Annotated in this window: 13 protein-coding genes; 8 read left to right on the forward strand and 5 right to left on the reverse strand. The window is 43.3% G+C overall.

Going from position 1 to position 18,139, the window contains the following annotated elements; translation table 11 throughout:
• Positions 1-22: 22 nt before the first annotated feature.
• The 3 genes from EV695_RS01850 (at position 23) to murU (ending at position 2,073) form a co-directional block, all read left to right on the forward strand.
• Complete coding sequence (locus tag EV695_RS01850) at positions 23-214, forward strand: YgaP family membrane protein (RefSeq protein ID WP_131904212.1); 192 nt, start codon at positions 23-25, stop codon at positions 212-214.
• A gap of 168 nt (positions 215-382) precedes the next feature.
• Positions 383-1,393, forward strand: coding sequence for an aminoglycoside phosphotransferase family protein (locus EV695_RS01855; RefSeq protein WP_131904213.1), 1,011 nt, complete (start codon positions 383-385; stop codon positions 1,391-1,393).
• A complete protein-coding gene (gene murU / locus EV695_RS01860; protein WP_131904214.1) occupies positions 1,393-2,073 on the forward strand; it encodes an N-acetylmuramate alpha-1-phosphate uridylyltransferase MurU in 681 nt (226 codons plus the stop codon). Before EV695_RS01855 ends, murU begins: the two co-directional genes overlap by 1 nt.
• A 45-nt stretch (positions 2,074-2,118) precedes the next feature.
• Here the strand turns inward: murU and EV695_RS01865 are convergent, their stop codons facing one another.
• Positions 2,119-2,655 carry an NADPH-dependent FMN reductase gene (locus EV695_RS01865; protein WP_131904215.1) on the reverse strand — a complete coding sequence of 179 codons (537 nt, stop codon included), beginning with the start codon at positions 2,653-2,655 and terminating at the stop codon, positions 2,119-2,121.
• A 147-nt stretch (positions 2,656-2,802) separates the two neighbouring features.
• Between EV695_RS01865 and EV695_RS01870 the strand changes: the two genes are divergently transcribed.
• The 4 genes from EV695_RS01870 (at position 2,803) to EV695_RS01885 (ending at position 9,887) form a co-directional block, all read left to right on the forward strand.
• The gene (locus EV695_RS01870; protein ID WP_131904216.1) at positions 2,803-3,675 is read left to right on the forward strand and encodes a LysR family transcriptional regulator; all 873 of its coding nucleotides are present in this window, start codon (positions 2,803-2,805) and stop codon (positions 3,673-3,675) included.
• A gap of 120 nt (positions 3,676-3,795) precedes the next feature.
• A complete protein-coding gene (locus tag EV695_RS01875; RefSeq protein ID WP_131904217.1) occupies positions 3,796-5,145 on the forward strand; it encodes an MATE family efflux transporter in 1,350 nt (449 codons plus the stop codon).
• A 249-nt stretch (positions 5,146-5,394) separates the two neighbouring features.
• Positions 5,395-6,762, forward strand: coding sequence for an efflux RND transporter periplasmic adaptor subunit (locus EV695_RS01880; RefSeq protein WP_131904218.1), 1,368 nt, complete (start codon positions 5,395-5,397; stop codon positions 6,760-6,762).
• Positions 6,759-9,887: an efflux RND transporter permease subunit gene (locus EV695_RS01885; RefSeq protein ID WP_131904219.1), complete on the forward strand. Its 3,129-nt coding sequence runs from the start codon at positions 6,759-6,761 to the stop codon at positions 9,885-9,887. Before EV695_RS01880 ends, EV695_RS01885 begins: the two co-directional genes overlap by 4 nt.
• Before the next feature lie 64 nt (positions 9,888-9,951).
• Here EV695_RS01885 and EV695_RS01890 read toward each other — a convergent pair whose 3' ends face one another.
• Positions 9,952-11,517 (reverse strand): ATP-binding protein, encoded by a 1,566-nt coding sequence (locus EV695_RS01890; RefSeq protein WP_131904220.1) that lies wholly within the window; start codon positions 11,515-11,517, stop codon positions 9,952-9,954.
• Positions 11,518-11,806: 289 nt separating this feature from the next.
• On the opposite strand from EV695_RS01890, the gene EV695_RS01895 reads away from it, so the two are divergent.
• Positions 11,807-12,550, forward strand: coding sequence for a hypothetical protein (locus EV695_RS01895; protein ID WP_131904221.1), 744 nt, complete (start codon positions 11,807-11,809; stop codon positions 12,548-12,550).
• A gap of 113 nt (positions 12,551-12,663) precedes the next feature.
• Here the strand turns inward: EV695_RS01895 and EV695_RS01900 are convergent, their stop codons facing one another.
• The 3 genes from EV695_RS01900 to EV695_RS01910 all read right to left on the reverse strand — a co-directional run bounded on the left by EV695_RS01900 (position 12,664) and on the right by EV695_RS01910 (position 18,093).
• Positions 12,664-15,783, reverse strand: a complete 3,120-nt coding sequence (locus tag EV695_RS01900; RefSeq protein WP_131904222.1) for an efflux RND transporter permease subunit — start codon at positions 15,781-15,783, stop codon at positions 12,664-12,666.
• A 3-nt stretch (positions 15,784-15,786) separates the two neighbouring features.
• Positions 15,787-17,283, reverse strand: coding sequence for an efflux RND transporter periplasmic adaptor subunit (locus EV695_RS01905; RefSeq protein ID WP_131904223.1), 1,497 nt, complete (start codon positions 17,281-17,283; stop codon positions 15,787-15,789).
• A 309-nt stretch (positions 17,284-17,592) separates the two neighbouring features.
• Entirely contained in the window at positions 17,593-18,093 is a 501-nt protein-coding gene (locus tag EV695_RS01910) for a lactoylglutathione lyase family protein (RefSeq protein ID WP_131904224.1), read from the reverse strand.
• Positions 18,094-18,139: the final 46 nt, after the last annotated feature.

Consider the following 18,139-nt stretch of genomic DNA (forward strand, 5'->3'; position numbering starts at 1 on the left):
TAAATAGTTCTGGAGAGATACGATGACTATTAATAATGCAGTTACCGCTTTTGCTGGTGTTATGGTTTTAATCAGCGTTGCATTGACTTATTTTGTTCACCCTAACTTCATTTGGTTTACCGTATTTATTGGTGCCAATATGATCCAGTCAGCATTTACAGGGTTTTGTCCTCCCGCAATCGTTTTCAAAAAGCTTGGCATGAAGCAATCTTAAATTCGATGTAATGCAGGGTATTGATACAGGGTTTCGTAGAACAATCTTTCTCTATTTTTTTACTGTATTCATGCGAAAATAGAAACAGGGAAAGTGACTTTTTAAGCCAAAGCCACCCCCCTACTTATAGCCCTTTTTTTTAACGTTCTTTAGGTAATCACCTTATTCATGAATACCGATACACGCCTGCAACTACTCACTGACTGGATCAAGAAAGACTGGCCAAATGCCACGATTGAAGTTGCGTCTGCTGATGCCAGCTTCCGTAGATATTTTAGAGTCTCTAACATTGATGCAATGGAGAATGGAACAACCTACATTGCAATGGATGCGCCTCCTGAACAGGAAGATTGCACCCCGTTTATTGATGTTACAACGCGTCTTCGCAATGCCGCAGTTCACGCACCAGAAATTATCAAACAGGATCTAGAACAAGGCTTTTTATTACTCGAAGATTTTGGCAATACCCCTTATCTCGATAAGTTAAATGATGACACGGCCGATCAGCTTTATGGCGATGCGCTCAAGTGTCTGATCAACATTCAGCAAGCGAATACAGATGGCTTACCCGAGTACGATGACGCGCTATTACTTCAAGAAATGCAGTTAATGCCAGAATGGTTTTTAAGCAGACATTTAGACATTACGCCGACAGACGAACAACAAAAAATCATCGACAGAACACTCCACTCGATCACCGCTGTCGTGTTACAGCAACCGCAGGTATTCGTACACCGTGATTACCACTCGCGGAATCTGATGATTACCGAAAACGATAACCCTGGAGTGATTGATTATCAGGATGCGGTGCTCGGCCCTATCACTTACGACCTCGTTTCTATTTTGCGTGATTGCTACATAAAATGGCCAATAGAGAAAGTCAGCAAATGGGCATTAGCATTCAAAAAAGATGCGATTAACATTGGTTTGAGTCACGATGTGAGTGATGAGACATTCAGCCAATGGTTCGATTACATGGGCATGCAACGTCATATAAAAGTGTTGGGTATTTTCGCCAGATTGAATCATCGTGATGGTAAAGCTAATTACCTCAATGATTTACCGCTGACGCTTGAGTACTTTATGAATGTCGCGAATAAATACCCTATGACGCGTCCACTCGCTAATCTATTTACGGAATGGAAGATTCCCGAAAAAATTGGGACTGCAAAAAAATAATGAGAGCGATGATACTAGCGGCTGGCCATGGAACCCGCATGCGCCCTTTGACTGATCACACGCCAAAACCGTTGCTACACGTTGGCGGCAAACCTCTGATTGTTTGGCACATTGAAAATCTGCAACGTGCCGGATTTAAAGATATCGTCATCAATATCGCTTGGCTTGGTGACTTAATTCCAGAAGCTCTTGGTGATGGTGCTGAATATGGTGTGTCTTTGCATTATTCAGACGAGCAACAAGAAGGCGCTCTGGAAACCGCTGGCGGTATTCTAAAAGCATTACCGTTACTCGGTGATGAGACTTTTCTGGTAGTGAATGGCGATGTCTGGTGTGACTTTCCTTATTCAACTGAAAATCCACTTAAAGATGACACACTTGCTCATCTCGTTTTAGTCAATAATCCGCCACAACATCCCGAAGGAGACTTCTCTCTTACAGAAAATATCGTTGCGGATGGCGGTGACAATGCTTTTACCTTTAGTGGCATCGGATATTATCACCCTGATTTATTTAAAGATTTAGTGCCAGGCAAACATCCGCTTGCGCCTTTGTTACGCAACGCGATGACAACTCAGCAAGTGACTGGCGAACACTTTGATGGTGATTGGCAAGATATTGGAACGCCTGAAAGACTCGACCGATTAAACCAACAATTAATAAAATCTGCTCTTAGCTAACGGCGTTGCCTGATCTTAATCAGTTAGTCATTCATAAAAGCCAAACTAAAGCTTGGCTAGTGATTCACGTAATGTGTTACTCAACTCCGCATCAGCCAACTGCCCTGTCTCACTATCAAACACATCGTAGTAAGAAGCGACTGAAAAACTCGCTTTGATATCTGCGCCAAAAAACGGAGCAGACTCTTTCGCTGTTTTCAAAACACTTGCAGCGCCACCAGGCCCAGGAGATGCAGACATTATTACCATCGGCTTGCCTTGGAAGACTTTAGAATCTATGCGCGAAGCCCAATCAAAAATATTTTTATAAGCGGCTGTGTAGGTGCCGTTGTGCTCAGCGAATGAAATGATTAATGCCTCAGCCTCACCAATTTTAGTAAAGAATTGTTTAGCTAACTCGGGAATACCACCTTCATTCTCGCGGTCGATACTGTAGATCGGCATTTCAAAATCATTCAGATCAAGTAATTCACTTTCGATATTTTCCTTGATCTCCTTTTCTAAAACAGTGACAGCATGAGTCACCAATTGTTTATTGATTGATTGGCGACTGCTTGATGCAGCAAAAGCTAAAACTTTCATTGGGTTTTCCTATTCGGTAATAAAATGTATTTTAATAAAAACAACCTTAATATGTTGCACAAATATGCTCAATGAGCAATATTGCTCCCAATCTGCGCATTTTTGCAACTTATTAAATTATCGAAGAGCTTTTACAATAGTGGTGAAATGAATAAATGGAATGAAATAAAAACAGCCTATCAAGTGGCGCGTTTAGGGACCATCAGTGCCGCGGCCGAAGCACTGGGTGTTCACAGAGCAACCGTGCTGCGACATATTGATGCGCTTGAAGAAGAGTTAGGTGAAAAGCTTTTTCAAAGACACACACGTGGTTATATTCCAACAGAATCTGGTTTAGATTTAATGCGAGTGGCACAAGCAACTGATGACCAGTTCAATCAATTTGTAGGTCGGAGTAAAGGACGTTCAACAGAGCTCACCGGAGAATTAATCGTCACCTCGTTAAACATTGTCGCACCGTTATTGATGCCAGCTATTGGCATTTTTCAGGCACAAAATCCTAAAACAACTGTGCGCTATTTAACCAGTGACAAACTATTTAAACTCGAATATGGCGAAGCCCACATTGCGGTTAGAACAGGCCCTGAGCCCAATCAGCCAGATAATGTTGTTCAAGCCTTTGCCACACATCCTGTCGGCATGTATGCGCATGCAGATTATGTCTCGCGAAAAGGTAAACCTAACTCAATCGAGGATATTGCAGGGCACTCCTTTCTTGGTTTTGAAAATATAGACAGCAAAAAAGGTAAACCGCAATTTCAGGTATGGATAGAAAACAATGTTCCAAGTAAGAATATTGTGTTTCGCTGTACTGATACAAATCTACTCGAGCTTGCTCTAGCATCAGGGATTGGAATAGGCTTCATGACAGAACAAAGAGCGAAACTGAACCCAGATCTGGTAGAAATATTTCCTCCCAATGATGAATGGAGTGTCAGGCATTGGCTTGTTACACATGGTGATTTACACCGATCTGCAAAAGTGCAGGCATTTCTAAAGATATTGAAAAGCAAAGACTAATTACAAATACGATTAGTCACCCCCCTACTTATGAGCGTTTTTTTAAACTATAACGCCTGAGAACACAGGTTATACTCAAATTGTATCAACCTACACTACAATCAGGAAAAACCACTGCTTATGCAAACTTCTGACCTCACCGAAGGTAATGTACCCCGACTTTTATTAGGTCAGGCATTGCCCATGATTTGGGGCATTTTTGCTGTGATCAGCATGAATCTTGCAGATACCTATTTCGTCGGCCAACTCGGCACCGACGAATTAGCAGCGATGGGTTTTACTTTTCCCATCGTGATGATTATGAGTAGCGTTGCCTTCGGCATCGGCATTGGCGCGTCGTCACTGGTTTCGCGAGCGATAGGTAGCAAAAAGCTCGACGAAGTTCGCGGATACACCACCTCATCTATTTTGATCGCACTAGGTATAGCGATTATTCTCGCTATCATTGGAATTTCGACGATCGACCCAGTGTTTCGTTTGCTTGGGGCACCTGATTCTGTTTTGCCGTTAATTCATGATTATATGAATATCTGGTATCTGGGCAGCTTCCTGATAGTTGTTCCGATGGTAGGCAATTCAGCGATACGTGCCGCCGGTAACACCAAATTACCGAGTTACATTATGATTGGTATCGCAATCGTCAATGTAATCCTAGACCCCATTCTTATCTTTGGCTGGTTTGGATTTCCAGCAATGGCATTGAAAGGTGCAGCGCTAGCGACGATTATCTCGTTTTCCGTGGCGTTTATGGCCAGCATCTATGTATTACGCTTTAAACTGGACTTTCTTGCCTTGGAGCATTGCTACCATCGCATCTGGCCTCGGTGGAAAGCGATTCTACGCTTAGCAATCCCTGCCGCCGCGAGTAATATTATTTCTCCACTATCGATTGCGGTTACCACCTGGCTGGTTGCAAGCTATAGCAGTGATGCGGTCGCAGGCTATGGTATTGCTGCACGGGTAGAAAGTTTTATGCTAATTATGCTTATGGCGTTATCTGCCGTACTCGCCCCTTTTTCAGGTCAAAACTGGGGCGCAAATAAGCTTGATCGCCTACAAGAAGCCATCAAGTTTGGTTATCGTTTTTCCTGGGTATGGGGAATTGGCGTGGCCGCTTTACTCTGGCTCACCTCTGATTATTTATTGAGTGCATTTACGGATAACGAAGCTGCGATAAACTCAGCGAAAAGCTATTTAATGATCGTATCGTTAACCTTCTGCTTTCTGGGCATGGTGATGATGACGAACAGCGTCGCGAACGGCATTGGCAACCCAATTCCTGCCTTGGTATTCACCTTTTCAAGACTGCTGGTGCTTTATTTGCCGCTGGTTTATGTGTTGTCGAACGCCTTTGGTTTGCGGGGTATTTATGTGGCAACTGCTGCGTCTAATATGTTGGTTGGTATTGCTGCCTGGTACTGGTCATCCAAGAAATGTCGTGCAGAAGCTATCTCGGAAAGTGTCTCATGATTCGTTTATAGATAACTTTATTGGTAACTATATTGATAACTTAATTAATAGTTTTATAAACACAGCATTTAAAACACTTCTATGCCACCCCCCACCTTTGGGGCATTTTTTAATTGCCATTTATACTTATAATGAATTTAACTTATTTACATGATATTACGATTTGATCAATTTAATGGTTACAATTGTAAGTTATCATCCGACGCAACAAGCTTTACACCCCTATTAAACCATTGCAGACAATGAACAATGAAAAAAATACTAAAGAACTTCATCTTCCTCCCTCTTATCATTGCTGCTGCAGTTGCCTTTGTGGTGATGCAGGTTAAATCCAAGCAGGCAGTCGAACATCAGGAAGTGCAATTCCCGGTTAAAACCGTTGAAGTACTCACTGTTGAAAAGATCCCATTTCGGACTCGCGCTGTCGGCTACGGCAATGTAGAACCTGCAACCGTTCTACAGGCCAAGTCTGAAGTGAATGGTAAAATTAGTTATATACATCCCGATCTTAAACAAGGCGGTAGTTTGCCCAAAGGCACAACAGTCCTGCGCATAGAAACAACTACGTTTGAAATTTCGCTAGATTCCAGTAAAGCAGGTTTAGCCAGCAGCAAATCTTCTTTAAAACAGATCGAGGCAGAAGAGCAAAGTGCAAAACGCTCATTAGCCATTGCGCAAAAGAATTTGAATCTGGGATTAGCAGAACTCAAAAGAGTTCAGGTGTTGGTAAACAAACGCACGCTTGCGCGTAATCAACTGGATATAGAAGAGCAAAAAGTGCTGCAGCTTCGTTCTGCCGTGCAGGATTTACAAGGTAATCTGGATACTTATGCCAGCAGAAAAGCATCGATACGCGCTCAAATAAAGCAATCTGAAAGTCAGGTAGACCAAAGCCAGGACACTTTAGTCCGCACAGAAATAGTCTTACCGTTTGACGCCAGAATTGGCGAAGTATCAGTCGACACGGGTGAATTCATCTCTGCCGGAGGGCAATTATTTGAAGCCCTCGGGGTAGAAGCGATAGAAATAAATGCGCAACTACCGGTTAATCATCTTCGCCCGTTGGCCAGCACGATGAGCGCCGTACCGAACCCTGATAATTTAAAACAGTTAGGAAATCTACAAAAAATAATTACGGACTGGGACCTTGATGCAAAAGTACGCATCGTCGGCAGCGAATCAAATTCAATATGGGAAGGGAAATTAATTCGCCTGAGTGAATCTGTCGACCCAACCAGAGATACTGTAGGCATGGTGGTATCTGTGGAGAAACCTTATGAAGGCGTAATTCCGGGGCAACGCCCACCGCTGCTTAAAGGCATGTATACCTCGGTGGAATTTCTATCAAAACCCAAAAATATGTTGGTGATTCCACGTAAGGCACTGCACCAAAATCGAGTATATGTCGTCAGCGAAGAGAACACGCTGTCAATACGCCCGATTAAGCTTGATTTTTCACAAGGTCAATTAGTCGTGATAAAAGATGGACTTAAAGAAGGCGATAAAATCATTACCAGTGATCTGGTGCCGGTTATCGAAGGCATTAAACTAGAGCTGATTGAATCTGAAGATATCCAGAATGAGATCAAAGCAATGGCTTTGGGTAACGAGTCATGATTCGTTATTTCGCGACTCACCCGACCGCTGCCAATATTTTAATGTTGGCAATTATTGCGATTGGCCTGGTTGCTCTTCCCGGATTAAACAAAGAGACTTTTCCTAAAATAGAACTAAATCAGGTACAAGTGTCTGTGGCTTATCCTGGCGCTTCTCCTTCTGATGTTGAAGAAGGTATCTGTAATCCTCTGGAAGACGCTACAGATGGCATTAGTTTCACCAAAGAGCAACGTTGTGAAGCGCGTGACAATATCGGCATGCTCACTATGGAAATGCAGGAAAGCGGCGAAATCCGCCAGTTCATTGATGACATCAAATCTGCCGTCGATGGTATTACTGACTTCCCTGATAACACCGAAGACCCAGTCATTACCGAACTTGGCCGTACCGAGCCTGTTGTAACCGTGGCGATTACTGCAGATAAACTGTCTTCACCCGAACTCAAAACATTGGCAGAATATTACCGCGATAAACTGTTATCAATCCCTCAGGTACCGATTGTTACTGTATCGGGGTTTTCTACCCATCAATTGAATGTACTGGTTAAACCAGAGGCGATGCTTAAATACGATCTAAGCATTCAAAACATTGCCGATTTAATTAAATCACAATCATTAGAGTTACCGGCAGGGGTTCTCGAAGCTAAGCACACTTCTTATCAGATTCGTTTTGATAATGCGCGCAAGACAGCGGCTGAGCTGGCTTCTCTGGTCATCATAAATACCAGTAAAGGCGGAGAAATACGCTTAGGTGATATTGCCACCATCGAAGACCAATTTGAAAACCAGGAAGAGCGCGTAGAACTGGACGGTAAACAGGCAGCATTGCTCAAGATCAACAAAAACTCCAGCGATGACACCATCACCATTTACGACGCTATTAAAGGTTTTGTTGATGAAGAAAACCAGCGTCTCCCCGAAGGCACCAAACTTACCCTCACACAAGATGCCGCGAGCATTGTAAAAGACCGTTTACAGCTATTATTAAAAAATGGTTGGCAAGGTCTGTTGCTGGCGACACTAGCTCTATTCCTATTCTTCAATTTTCGATATACCTTCTGGGTAGCGCTGGGGTTACCCATCTCGTTCCTCGGTGGTTTAGCGGTGATGAGCACCTTGGGCGTGAGCATCAATATGATTTCGATGGTTGCCCTATTAATGGCAATCGGTATTTTGATGGACGATGCCATCGTGCTCTCTGAGAGTATTTCTCACGAATACAATCACGGCAAAAGCCCCAAAGATGCCGCAATTATAGGCACGCAAAAAGTCGCTCGCGGGGTATTTTCATCCTTCATAACATCGGCATTACTATTTGGTAGTTTGTTATTTATGAAAGGAGATATCGGTCAGGTGATGGGGGTTCTGCCTGTGGTGTTACTCTCGGTGCTGACCTTTAGCTTGCTCGAAGCCTTTCTCGTATTGCCCCATCATTTGAAACATTCCCTAGAGCACAGCCATAACAAAGAGAAACCGAGATGGCGTCAGGTTTTTGAGGCAAACTTCTTAAAACTTCGTGACCTTTTCACCTCACTTGCGAAAACAGCTATTACTTATCGTTATATTACCGTTGGTATTGCTTTTGCAATGTTGATTTTATCGATTGGCATGCTCGTGACAGGCACCATTAAATTTAAATCTTTTCCGGATTTAGAAGGCAATAGATTAGAAGCCAGAATTTTATATCCGCAAGGAACACCTTTAGCTAAGACCGAAGCGCTGGTTGAAAAAATCATATCTGCTGCGCGAAAAACACAGGATCAATTCCAGCAAAATGAGTCTGCGCCATTAATCAAAAATATTCAGGTCGCTTACAGCGAAAACAGCGACTCCAGTGAATCGGGTGCACATTTAGCCACGGTCAATCTGGACATTCTTGATACCGAATCACGCAATACCTCATTAAAAGATTTTGAGCCCGCGTGGCGTAAGAATACTGGTCATATACCCGGAATCATTAGTCTACAGTTTAAAGAACCTTCTCTAGGTCCTGCTGGTAGAGCGATTGAAATACAATTGAGTGGAAACGATCTTGATGAATTATCCAAAGCCTCTTACGAAATTCAAAACTGGTTAATTGGTTATGACGGCGTATCCAATATCCTTGATGATTTGCGCCCTGGAAAACCACAGTACAAAGTAAAACTGTTACCCGGAGCCTTAGCCGCTGGAGTGGATGCACAAACCATTTCCTCGCAATTACGTGCGGCTTATCAAGGCGCAAAAGTGAATGACATTTACAAGGGGCGAGAAGCGTATGAAATTAACGTCAAACTCGACAGCAGTCTGGACCAGGCATTAGCCGATTTTGACGATTTATATATCTTCTCAAAAACGGGCGAAAGCATTCCGCTGGTGAGTGTTGCGACGATTGAAGAGTATCGTGATTATGCGCGTATCGGGCATGTTAATCACAAACGTGTGGTCAATATCTTCGGCACGATCGACTCGGCCAAAGCAAATACCTCTGAAGTGTTGAATGATACCAAAGCGCGTCTATTTCCCGATTTACGAAAACGCTACCCTGATTTAAACATTGCCCTAAAAGGGGAAGTTGAGAGTGGCGCGGAAACGAATAATTCGATCCTTTCCGGGTTCTTCCTTGCACTTACGGGCGTATTCTTACTCCTTAGTTTGCAATTCAAGAATTATCGCGAGCCATTGGTTGTTATGCTGAATATCCCTCTCGCCTTAATTGGTGCGATCTGGGGACACTACATTATGGGAATCGATTTCACCATGCCGAGCATGATTGGCTTCGTCTCACTTGCCGGTGTCGTGGTGAATGATTCCATCCTACTGGTTGAGTTTGTAAAATATCGCGTCAAAGAAGGCATGGTCTTACACGATGCAGCGAGTCAGGCGGTACACGATCGCTTCAGAGCCATTTTCCTCACGTCGATAACCACCGTTGCCGGAATGGCACCACTGTTGTTAGAAACCAGCCTACAAGCGCAGATATTGATCCCTCTGGTCACCAGTATTGTGTTTGGTATGCTGACCTCGACTTTACTCGTTTTACTGGTATTGCCAGCGGCTTACGGCATTATGGAAGACATTGGTTTTATCGAATTAACCGACGAGGATGATGTTAACGAACGCGATGCTGTTGCACACTTAGGATAAGTAAACCTAACCGGCTATTAGAAATACCCCCTGTAAGTAGGGGGTGGCTTTTAATATTTTCTGATCAGCTCAATACGCTCTGTAATACCCTTTTCAACCTATCCACGGAATACGGCTTCTCTAATACGCCTTTAAAACCATACTTCAGTGGGTCAGACATTACTGGGTCGTTGGAATAGCCACTGGATACAATAGCTACAACATCAGGATCTATTTCTTTTATTTTTTGTACCGTTTCAATGCCATCCATACTGTCAGGAATAGTGAGATCGCTAATCACCACATCAAAAGGCCTGCCTTCTTTAGCACCTCTCAAATAGCTTTCCACAGCTTTATCACCATCGACTACGGTTTCCACTTCGAAATTAATCGTTCTTAACAGCAAGGTAATGGCACGTAGAATTTGTTCATTGTCATCTAAGACAAGAACACGTCCACCACTCACCTTAGGCTCAGGTGCCGTTTTCGGTACATCTTTAACTGCCGAACATGAGCCAGGCAGACTAATATTGACGGTAGTGCCTTTGTCTAATTCAGAATCTACGCGCACACGACCTGAGTGCCTTTCAATAATGGAATGCACCAAGGCCAGACCTAAGCCACTTCCGCGTTTTTTCGTTGAATAATAGGGGTCGAACAAATGTTCCAGCGTTTCTTCACTCATGCCGATCCCCGAATCGCTAATCTTTATTAGCACTTCACCTTCAGAGGATGACTCAGGTTTTACACGTTTATTCTTATTAAATAAAATCTCTACTTTTACTTCACCGTCTGTGGCCATTGCCTCAACAGCATTCAATACGACATTATGAACCGCTTGTGATATTTGCCCAGCATCAACCTCTATCTGAGGTATGTTTTCTGCCACCTCGAAAAAAGTAGAAACTTCCGTTCCAGAAACACCCAGCGCAACAGCATCTTTTACCGTTTCAATAATATTAGTGAGCTCACAGATAGGCGCTCCACCCTTAGCAAAGGTAAGCAGTTGTTGAGTTAGATCTTTTGCCCGTGTGCCTGCTTTCTGAGCATCCATAACGCAGCCATCCAACTCTCCATCGTTTTGTATGATTGGTTTACTGCCCATATAGGACAAATTGCTTAATACAACAGTGAGCAGATTATTAAAATCATGGGCAATACCAGCTGCCAATAAACCGACAGATTCCAGACGTTGTGTTCTTCTGATTTCATCATCCAGCAATCGCTTAGTGGTGACATCAGTCAGTGTCCCTGTAATCCCCGTCACTTCACCTTTTTCATCATAGGTACGACCGGCATACACTTCTATCCAGACAATTTCACCAGACTTTTTTGTATAACGAACTTCATGCGTACACGAATCTTTGTCTTGATTTATGAGAGGGATAAATTTGCTATGGTTATCAGCCCGGTCATTGATATGAACAAAATTCAAATATTTCTTACCCAGGCTTTCCGCAACTGAAAACCCGGTAATAGTCTCCCAGGCTGGGTTTAAAAATGTCCAACGACCCTCGATATCAGCCTGAAAAACAACTTCTTTTAAATTGTTTATTACGCCTTCGTACTGTCTGGCTAAAAGTTCCAACTCATTGCTAGTTTCACTTATAGTTTTGTTTTCTGAAAGATTCTGATCAAGACTACTGATCATGATTACTCCTAGTTAATTGAGTGAGATTTAACGCTTAATAGTAGACTAATTTTTGATTAAATACCGACATATTACAAAGCATGCAAATATTGCTTGCGTAAACTAAAAAACAGATCTTATTTAAGTACCTATTTTTACTCAAATAAACGGCAAGATACCAAGCAATGACCATTGGAATATACAGTCAGAAAGTTTGCGCAATCGTACATTTGGGTAATTGTTCGCTTTAGATTATTCAGCTATACAGAACTATTGCGTGAGAGAAGTAACGCTTTCAGGAGAGTCGGAGATGCACGGAATAATAAAATTCCCGGGGAATCCATGGCCCGAAGGTCATCCGTTGAAAGACTTCCGACTGGGTGTTTTACTACATGGATCAAGAGGCGACATACCCGCCAAAGCCACCTTAGATTTAAGATTTCGCTCAGAAGATTATTGTCCTCCCGATCATTTCGAAAAGATGCTAGCCGTATCAGAGGCGCAGCGAGAAGAAACGTCTAATTGGGAATCCATTAGTTCATGGCTCAATTATGGTGCTGCCTACGCAACCTCAATTGCCAGCCACGAAGACATGGTTATCGCCGACGAAGAGACAGGATTTGATATCGAATGTTTAAATGATTTTGCGCGGGTTATTGATCCAATACCTGAAACCATCTCTGACGACGATAATAACTATGAAATTCCGGCATTTCATTCGCACATCCTTTCTTGGGATGACATGGCAGATCACCACATGCATATTAAACGCAACCCGAAATCCGGATTGTATGATATTTACTGGAAAGGCAAATGTGGTAGAAGCGATATCGGCAATTACAGATATCAACACGAATTTGAGTTAGAAGTTTCAGATGTGCCCTTCGGAGGCTACTCCGGTCATAAACTAAGCTGGCAGAAACAAGCAAAAGTATCACTGGAAGAACGCGATTTAGAATTACGTTCACTGCTTAAATCACTGGTCAACAATCCCGGGAAAATGCAATTTAAGACAGGGCATTTTCCCGGGAGAGATCAATTATTACCAGATTAAAAAATCTGACACCCAGCAAACAAAACAAAGTCACCCCCCTACTTTAAGCGACTTTTTCATTTTGCTGTTTAAATGACTTAAGGAATTTATGCAAAGCTAAGCCTTTTTTTAAGCTAGTCTTCCTTTTTTTCAAAATCAGCAGGATTGGTTTTTAAATTACGATCCATCAGTAACTTAAAGAAAAAAGGCAAAAAGAATACCGCAAGGAAAGTCGCTGCCAGCATTCCGCCCATTACACCTGTACCTACTGATTGACGCGCTCCCGCACCCGCACCACTAGAGAATGCCAAAGGCACTACGCCTAAAATAAACGCCAGCGATGTCATGATAATCGGACGGAACCGCAAACGTGCTGCTTCCATCGCACCAGCCGTGGCACTCATTCCATCTTCAACCTTGTATAAGGCATATTCAACGATCAAAATGGCGTTCTTGGCAGCTAGTCCTAACAATGTCACCAGTCCAATCTGGAAATAAACATCGTTGGTGAAATCACGCAGATAAACTGCCGCTAACGCGCCGAAAGTACCAAATGGTAATGCCAGCAATACAGACAACGGCAATGACCAACGCTCGTAAAGTGCGGCTAGAATCAAGAACACCATGATTACCGCTAAGCCTAATGCCATTGCAGAGCTACCACTGGATTGTTTTTCCTGAAAAGATGAGCCGGTCCAATCGTAGGTAAAATCAGACGATAATGACTTCTTGGCAATATCTTCAACCGCATCCAAGGCCTGCCCCGAACTGACACCCGGAGCACCTTCACCCATCAATTTAACCGCGGGTAAGTTGTTAAAACGATCGATCGTATCAGGGCCCGAACTATATTCCACTTTTGCGAAGGCCGATAAAGGCACCATTTCACCTTTATTGCTGCGAACATACATGCGACCAACATCATCTGGTGTCTTTCGATATTCTGCATCGGCCGACAGCAATACTTGCCATGCGCGCCCAAATTTATTGAAGTCATTCACATAGTAAGAACCTAAACCTGCCGCCAGTGTATTAAACGCACTATCCAGTGAGATACCTAAAGACTTGGCACGCTCACGATCTACATTGATAAAAAGCTGAGGCGTTGCAGGACGCCATAAACTATTTACCCTGCCTAGACGTGGATCTTGTTGTGCCGCGCCTTTGAATTTATCCATGGCAGCGGCAAGCGCTTTCGAACCGCCCTCGCCTTTATTCTGTAAATAAAACTCAAAGCCACCGGTGCTACCTAAACCAAAAATGGCAGGGGGATTAAATGCCAGAACCAAGGCCTCTTTAATATGAGCCGTTTTTGCAAAGAGCTCACCCACCAACGCTTTGGTCGGAACATCTCTATCGTCCCAATGTTTTTGTGTAACAAACATCGTTGCAGCACTGTTTTTATAACCACCACCGAGGAAATCAAAACCGGTAAATGCCACAACATTTTCGTTATTGGGATTGGATTTGATCGCTTTTAATACTTCAGAAACCACCTTGTCAGTACGATCCAGTGAAGCGCCATCAGGCAAGAAAACAGCAGCGATGTAGTACCCCTGATCTTCATCTGGCACTAAGGAATTCGGTGTGATTTTCCACAAACCAACTGTTGCGGCAACCATCACCATGAATAACAGAATAGTGATAAACGAATGACGAATCATAAACCCTACTGTGCCCACATAACGGCGAGTCACCCAGGTAAAAAAGGTGTTAAAACCACGGAAGAAAAAGTTCGTTCCTTTGTGTTCATGTTTAAGAATCAACACACATAAGGCGGGCGTCATCGTCAATGCGACCACTCCAGACAAGGTCACCGATATCGAAATGGTAATCGCAAACTGGCGATATAATTCACCGGAAAGCCCACCTAAAAAGGCAATTGGCACAAATACCGAAACCAGTACCAGCACGATTGCTACAATAGGCCCGCTCACTTCCTTCATTGCTTTGAATGCGGCTTCGCGTGCTTTAAGCCCTTCTTCGTGCATGATTCGTTCGACATTTTCCAGCACCACGATGGCATCATCGACCACGATACCTATGGAAAGCACCATGCCAAATAGGGTTAGGGTATTGATTGAGTAGCCAAGCAATTGTAAACCAGCAAATGTACCCAGCAATGAAACAGGAACCGCCAGCGTCGGTATCAAGGTAGCGCGCCAGTTTTGTAGGAATAGATACACAACGAGAAACACCAGCAACATCGCTTCGCCAAGGGTTTTCAGTACCTCTCGAATAGAAACTTCAACAAAGCGCGTGGTGTCGTAGGGTGTTGAATAAACCAAACCATCCGGAAAACTTTCAGCCAGTGTTTTGACTGTGCCTTGTACTTCATCTGCGACACTCAATGCATTGGCACCGGGCTGTAAGAACACACCTATCAAAGTAGAAGGATTGCCGTTAATTCGCCCTCGAAATTCATAATCTTTAGCGCCCAATTGGACTCTTGCGACATCTTTTAAGCGCAGCAAACTGCCGTCATCATTGGCTCGCAGAATAATATCTTCAAATTCTTCAACGGTTGAAAGTCGACCTTTGGTAGTAATACTGTAAACCATTTCCTGATTGGTTTTGGTTGGCGACTGACCAATTTTACCCGCAGCAAATTGCGCATTCTGTTCGGTTAGCGCAACACCCACATCAGTAATGGTTAAGCCTAGTTTTGTCAGTTGATCGGGCTTTACCCAGATTCTCATGGCGTAATCTTTTGCACCAAAAATCTGCACATTAGTGGTACCGGGAATACGCTTGAGCTTATCCAGTACATTCAAGGTGATGTAGTTGGAGATAAACAAATCATCATAGCGTTCTTCGGGAGAATAAAACGCCAGTACCTGCAAGAATGCCGATGAGCCTTTGGAAACGGTAACGCCATTACGCCTCACTTCCAGCGGTAAGCGAGCATCTACCTGTTTTACGCGGTTATTTACATTCAGTGCTGCCTTATCAACATCAGCACCGATTTGAAAGGTAATAGTGATCGTACTTACGCCATTCGATGTTGAGGTTGAAGACATATACAACATATCTTCAACACCATTTATGGCATTTTCTAACGGTGTGGCAACGGTTTGCGCGGCTATTTCAGCGGAGGCTCCAGGGTATACAGCAACCACCTGAACAGTCGGCGGTGCGATTTCCGGATATTGCGCCACAGGCAAGGTTCGCATCGCGGCAAGACCGGCAATCATGATGAAGATCGAAATTACGAAGGCAAATATCGGCCGATTTATAAAGTATTGAGAAAACATCGATTATTGCTCTGAAGATTTTTTATTATTGTTCATTTGGGCAGTCTCGTTACTGGTAGATTTCTTGGTGCCATTTTCTACCGAGTTCTGCATTTCATTTTCTAATTCACTCTTTAATTCAGAGCTCATTAGATTTGAAGAATCAGTGCTTTTTTCCTTCTTTTGCACATCAGCTTGTTGCTGATTCGCTTCTGAATTATTCTTAGTCACCCCCCCACTTTGGGGCGTTTTTTCTGTAGCATCTTCGGTTTTTACTGGCGCAGATGGTTTAGATTTAGATGCCGCTTTTTCCGCTGCCGCAGCAGTCATAATCGGCATACCCGGGAAGAAGATACGCGCGCTTCCTTCCGTAACAACTTCATCACTTGCATTCAGACCAGATTTAATAATCCAGCCGTTTTCCAAATCACCATCGAGTTGCACCCATTCACCGACTTCAACCGGTCGCTGTTGAGCAACGGTCATTTCGTTACCGTCTTTACCCTTCATCTTGCCAACGACATACACATACTTGCCTTGTGGATTATCCAGCACGGCACGTTGTGGCACTACAATCGCTTGTGGGCGAATAGCACCGAGCAGGTTAACTCGAACAAATTGTCCTGGCGATAAAAGTCTTTGTGGATTATCAACCGTTGCTCGCACAGCAAAGTTACCGGTATTAGGATCGGTTTTATAATCTTCAAAACTCACCATCCCTGTTTGCGGGAGCTGTTGCCCATTACTGGAAGTTAGCGCCACCTTGAAACCCGACGCAGGGATTTTCAGTAAACCCGAGCTAATCTCTTGTTGCTGACTGATCTGTTTTGGTTCAGGAATACCGAAGTTCACATAAGCAGGATTGGTTTGAGAGATCGTCGTTAATAAACTGTCGCTTCCTGCTTGAACCAAACTGCCTTGTAATTTCATCGCGCGTCCGGCAATACCAGAAATCGATGCTTTTACATTGGTGTAATCAAGACTGATTTGAACGGTCTTTATCGCTGTCTCCGCCTGCAAAATGGTTGCTTCGGTTTGTAAGATTGCTGCTTTTGCAATTTCCAGCGCTGATTCCGCATCGTCTTTATCACTTTGGCTTAATAATTTTTTATTTGCCAAAGGAATCACGCGCGCATAATCACGTTGTGCTTTCTTTAACTGTGCCTGAGCACTACTTTTAGCCGCTTTAGCACTCACTAACGCTGCTTTGGCTTCCGCCATGGCTGCATTCAGCGGTGCGCGATCGATCGTAAATAACAGGTCGCCTTCTTTGACAAAACGACCTTCTTCATACAATCTTTTTTCGATGATTCCAGATGTTCTGGCGCGTACTTCTACCTCATGCGAAGCAGCTACCTGCCCCGTATAAGAAAAGCTCACAGGCACATCCATTGGCTTAACCACGGTGCTAATCACCTGGGCTGGAGGCATTCCACCAGGGGCAGCATTAGCCTCTGGTTTTTCACAAGCAGCTAGCGTAACTGCCAAACATATAATTAATAGTCTATTTAGTGTTTTCATGATTCTTAAGTATTTTGTACCGATCGGTATGATCGCGCATTCTTTAACGTTTGATATAGATAGTCAAGACTTATCTGGAAATAAGCGATGAAGAGGGGACTTTATCGAGCTTAAACAGCCTTTTCTAACAAGACCATGAGTATAGTAATAAACTAGTATTAATTTATGATGAAATTAGCAGAAACACAGCGCTATAAATAACGACATTGAATAATGGCTTCATTTTTCTCCTTAGGCGGATGAAATTCATTCGGGATTCAAGAATGAATTTCATCCGTTTTCAGCGGTATTGTCTCTATTGAAAAGAGCTTAATAAGCGCCTTCGCTGTAAACCAGTTCGTAGCTATGGCTGTAAATTTCCAGAATGTTTCCAAACGGGTCTTCCATGTAAATCATGCGATAAGGCTTTTTACCCGGGTAGTAATAACGCGGTTTTTCCATGCGTTTTTTACCGCCAGCAGCAACAATGCGTTCTGCCAATTCTTCGACATTCGGATCCTGTACGCAGAAATGAAACACGCCTGTTTTCCAGTATTCAAAGTTATCTTCGGGATTTTTCTGGTTTTCAAATTGAAACAACTCAACCCCGATACGATCACCTGTCGAAAGATGGGCTATTCTAAAACTCCCCCAATCTGCACCAAATACATCCGTGCACATTTCACCAATGGGACTGTCGTCCTCGACAATATCGGTTGGCTTCATGATTAAATACCAGCCCATCACTTCCGTATAAAATTTAACAGCTTCTTCCAAATTTGGTACTGAAATACCAATGTGAGAAAAGTTTCTCGGATATACGTTTTCCATCTTTTTTTCCTCTGTTTATGTTTAAGATGGCGTGATAGTACAAAGC

Origin of the sequence: Cocleimonas flava (genome assembly GCF_004339015.1) — a bacterium.
GTDB lineage: Bacteria > Pseudomonadota > Gammaproteobacteria > Thiotrichales > Thiotrichaceae > Cocleimonas > Cocleimonas flava.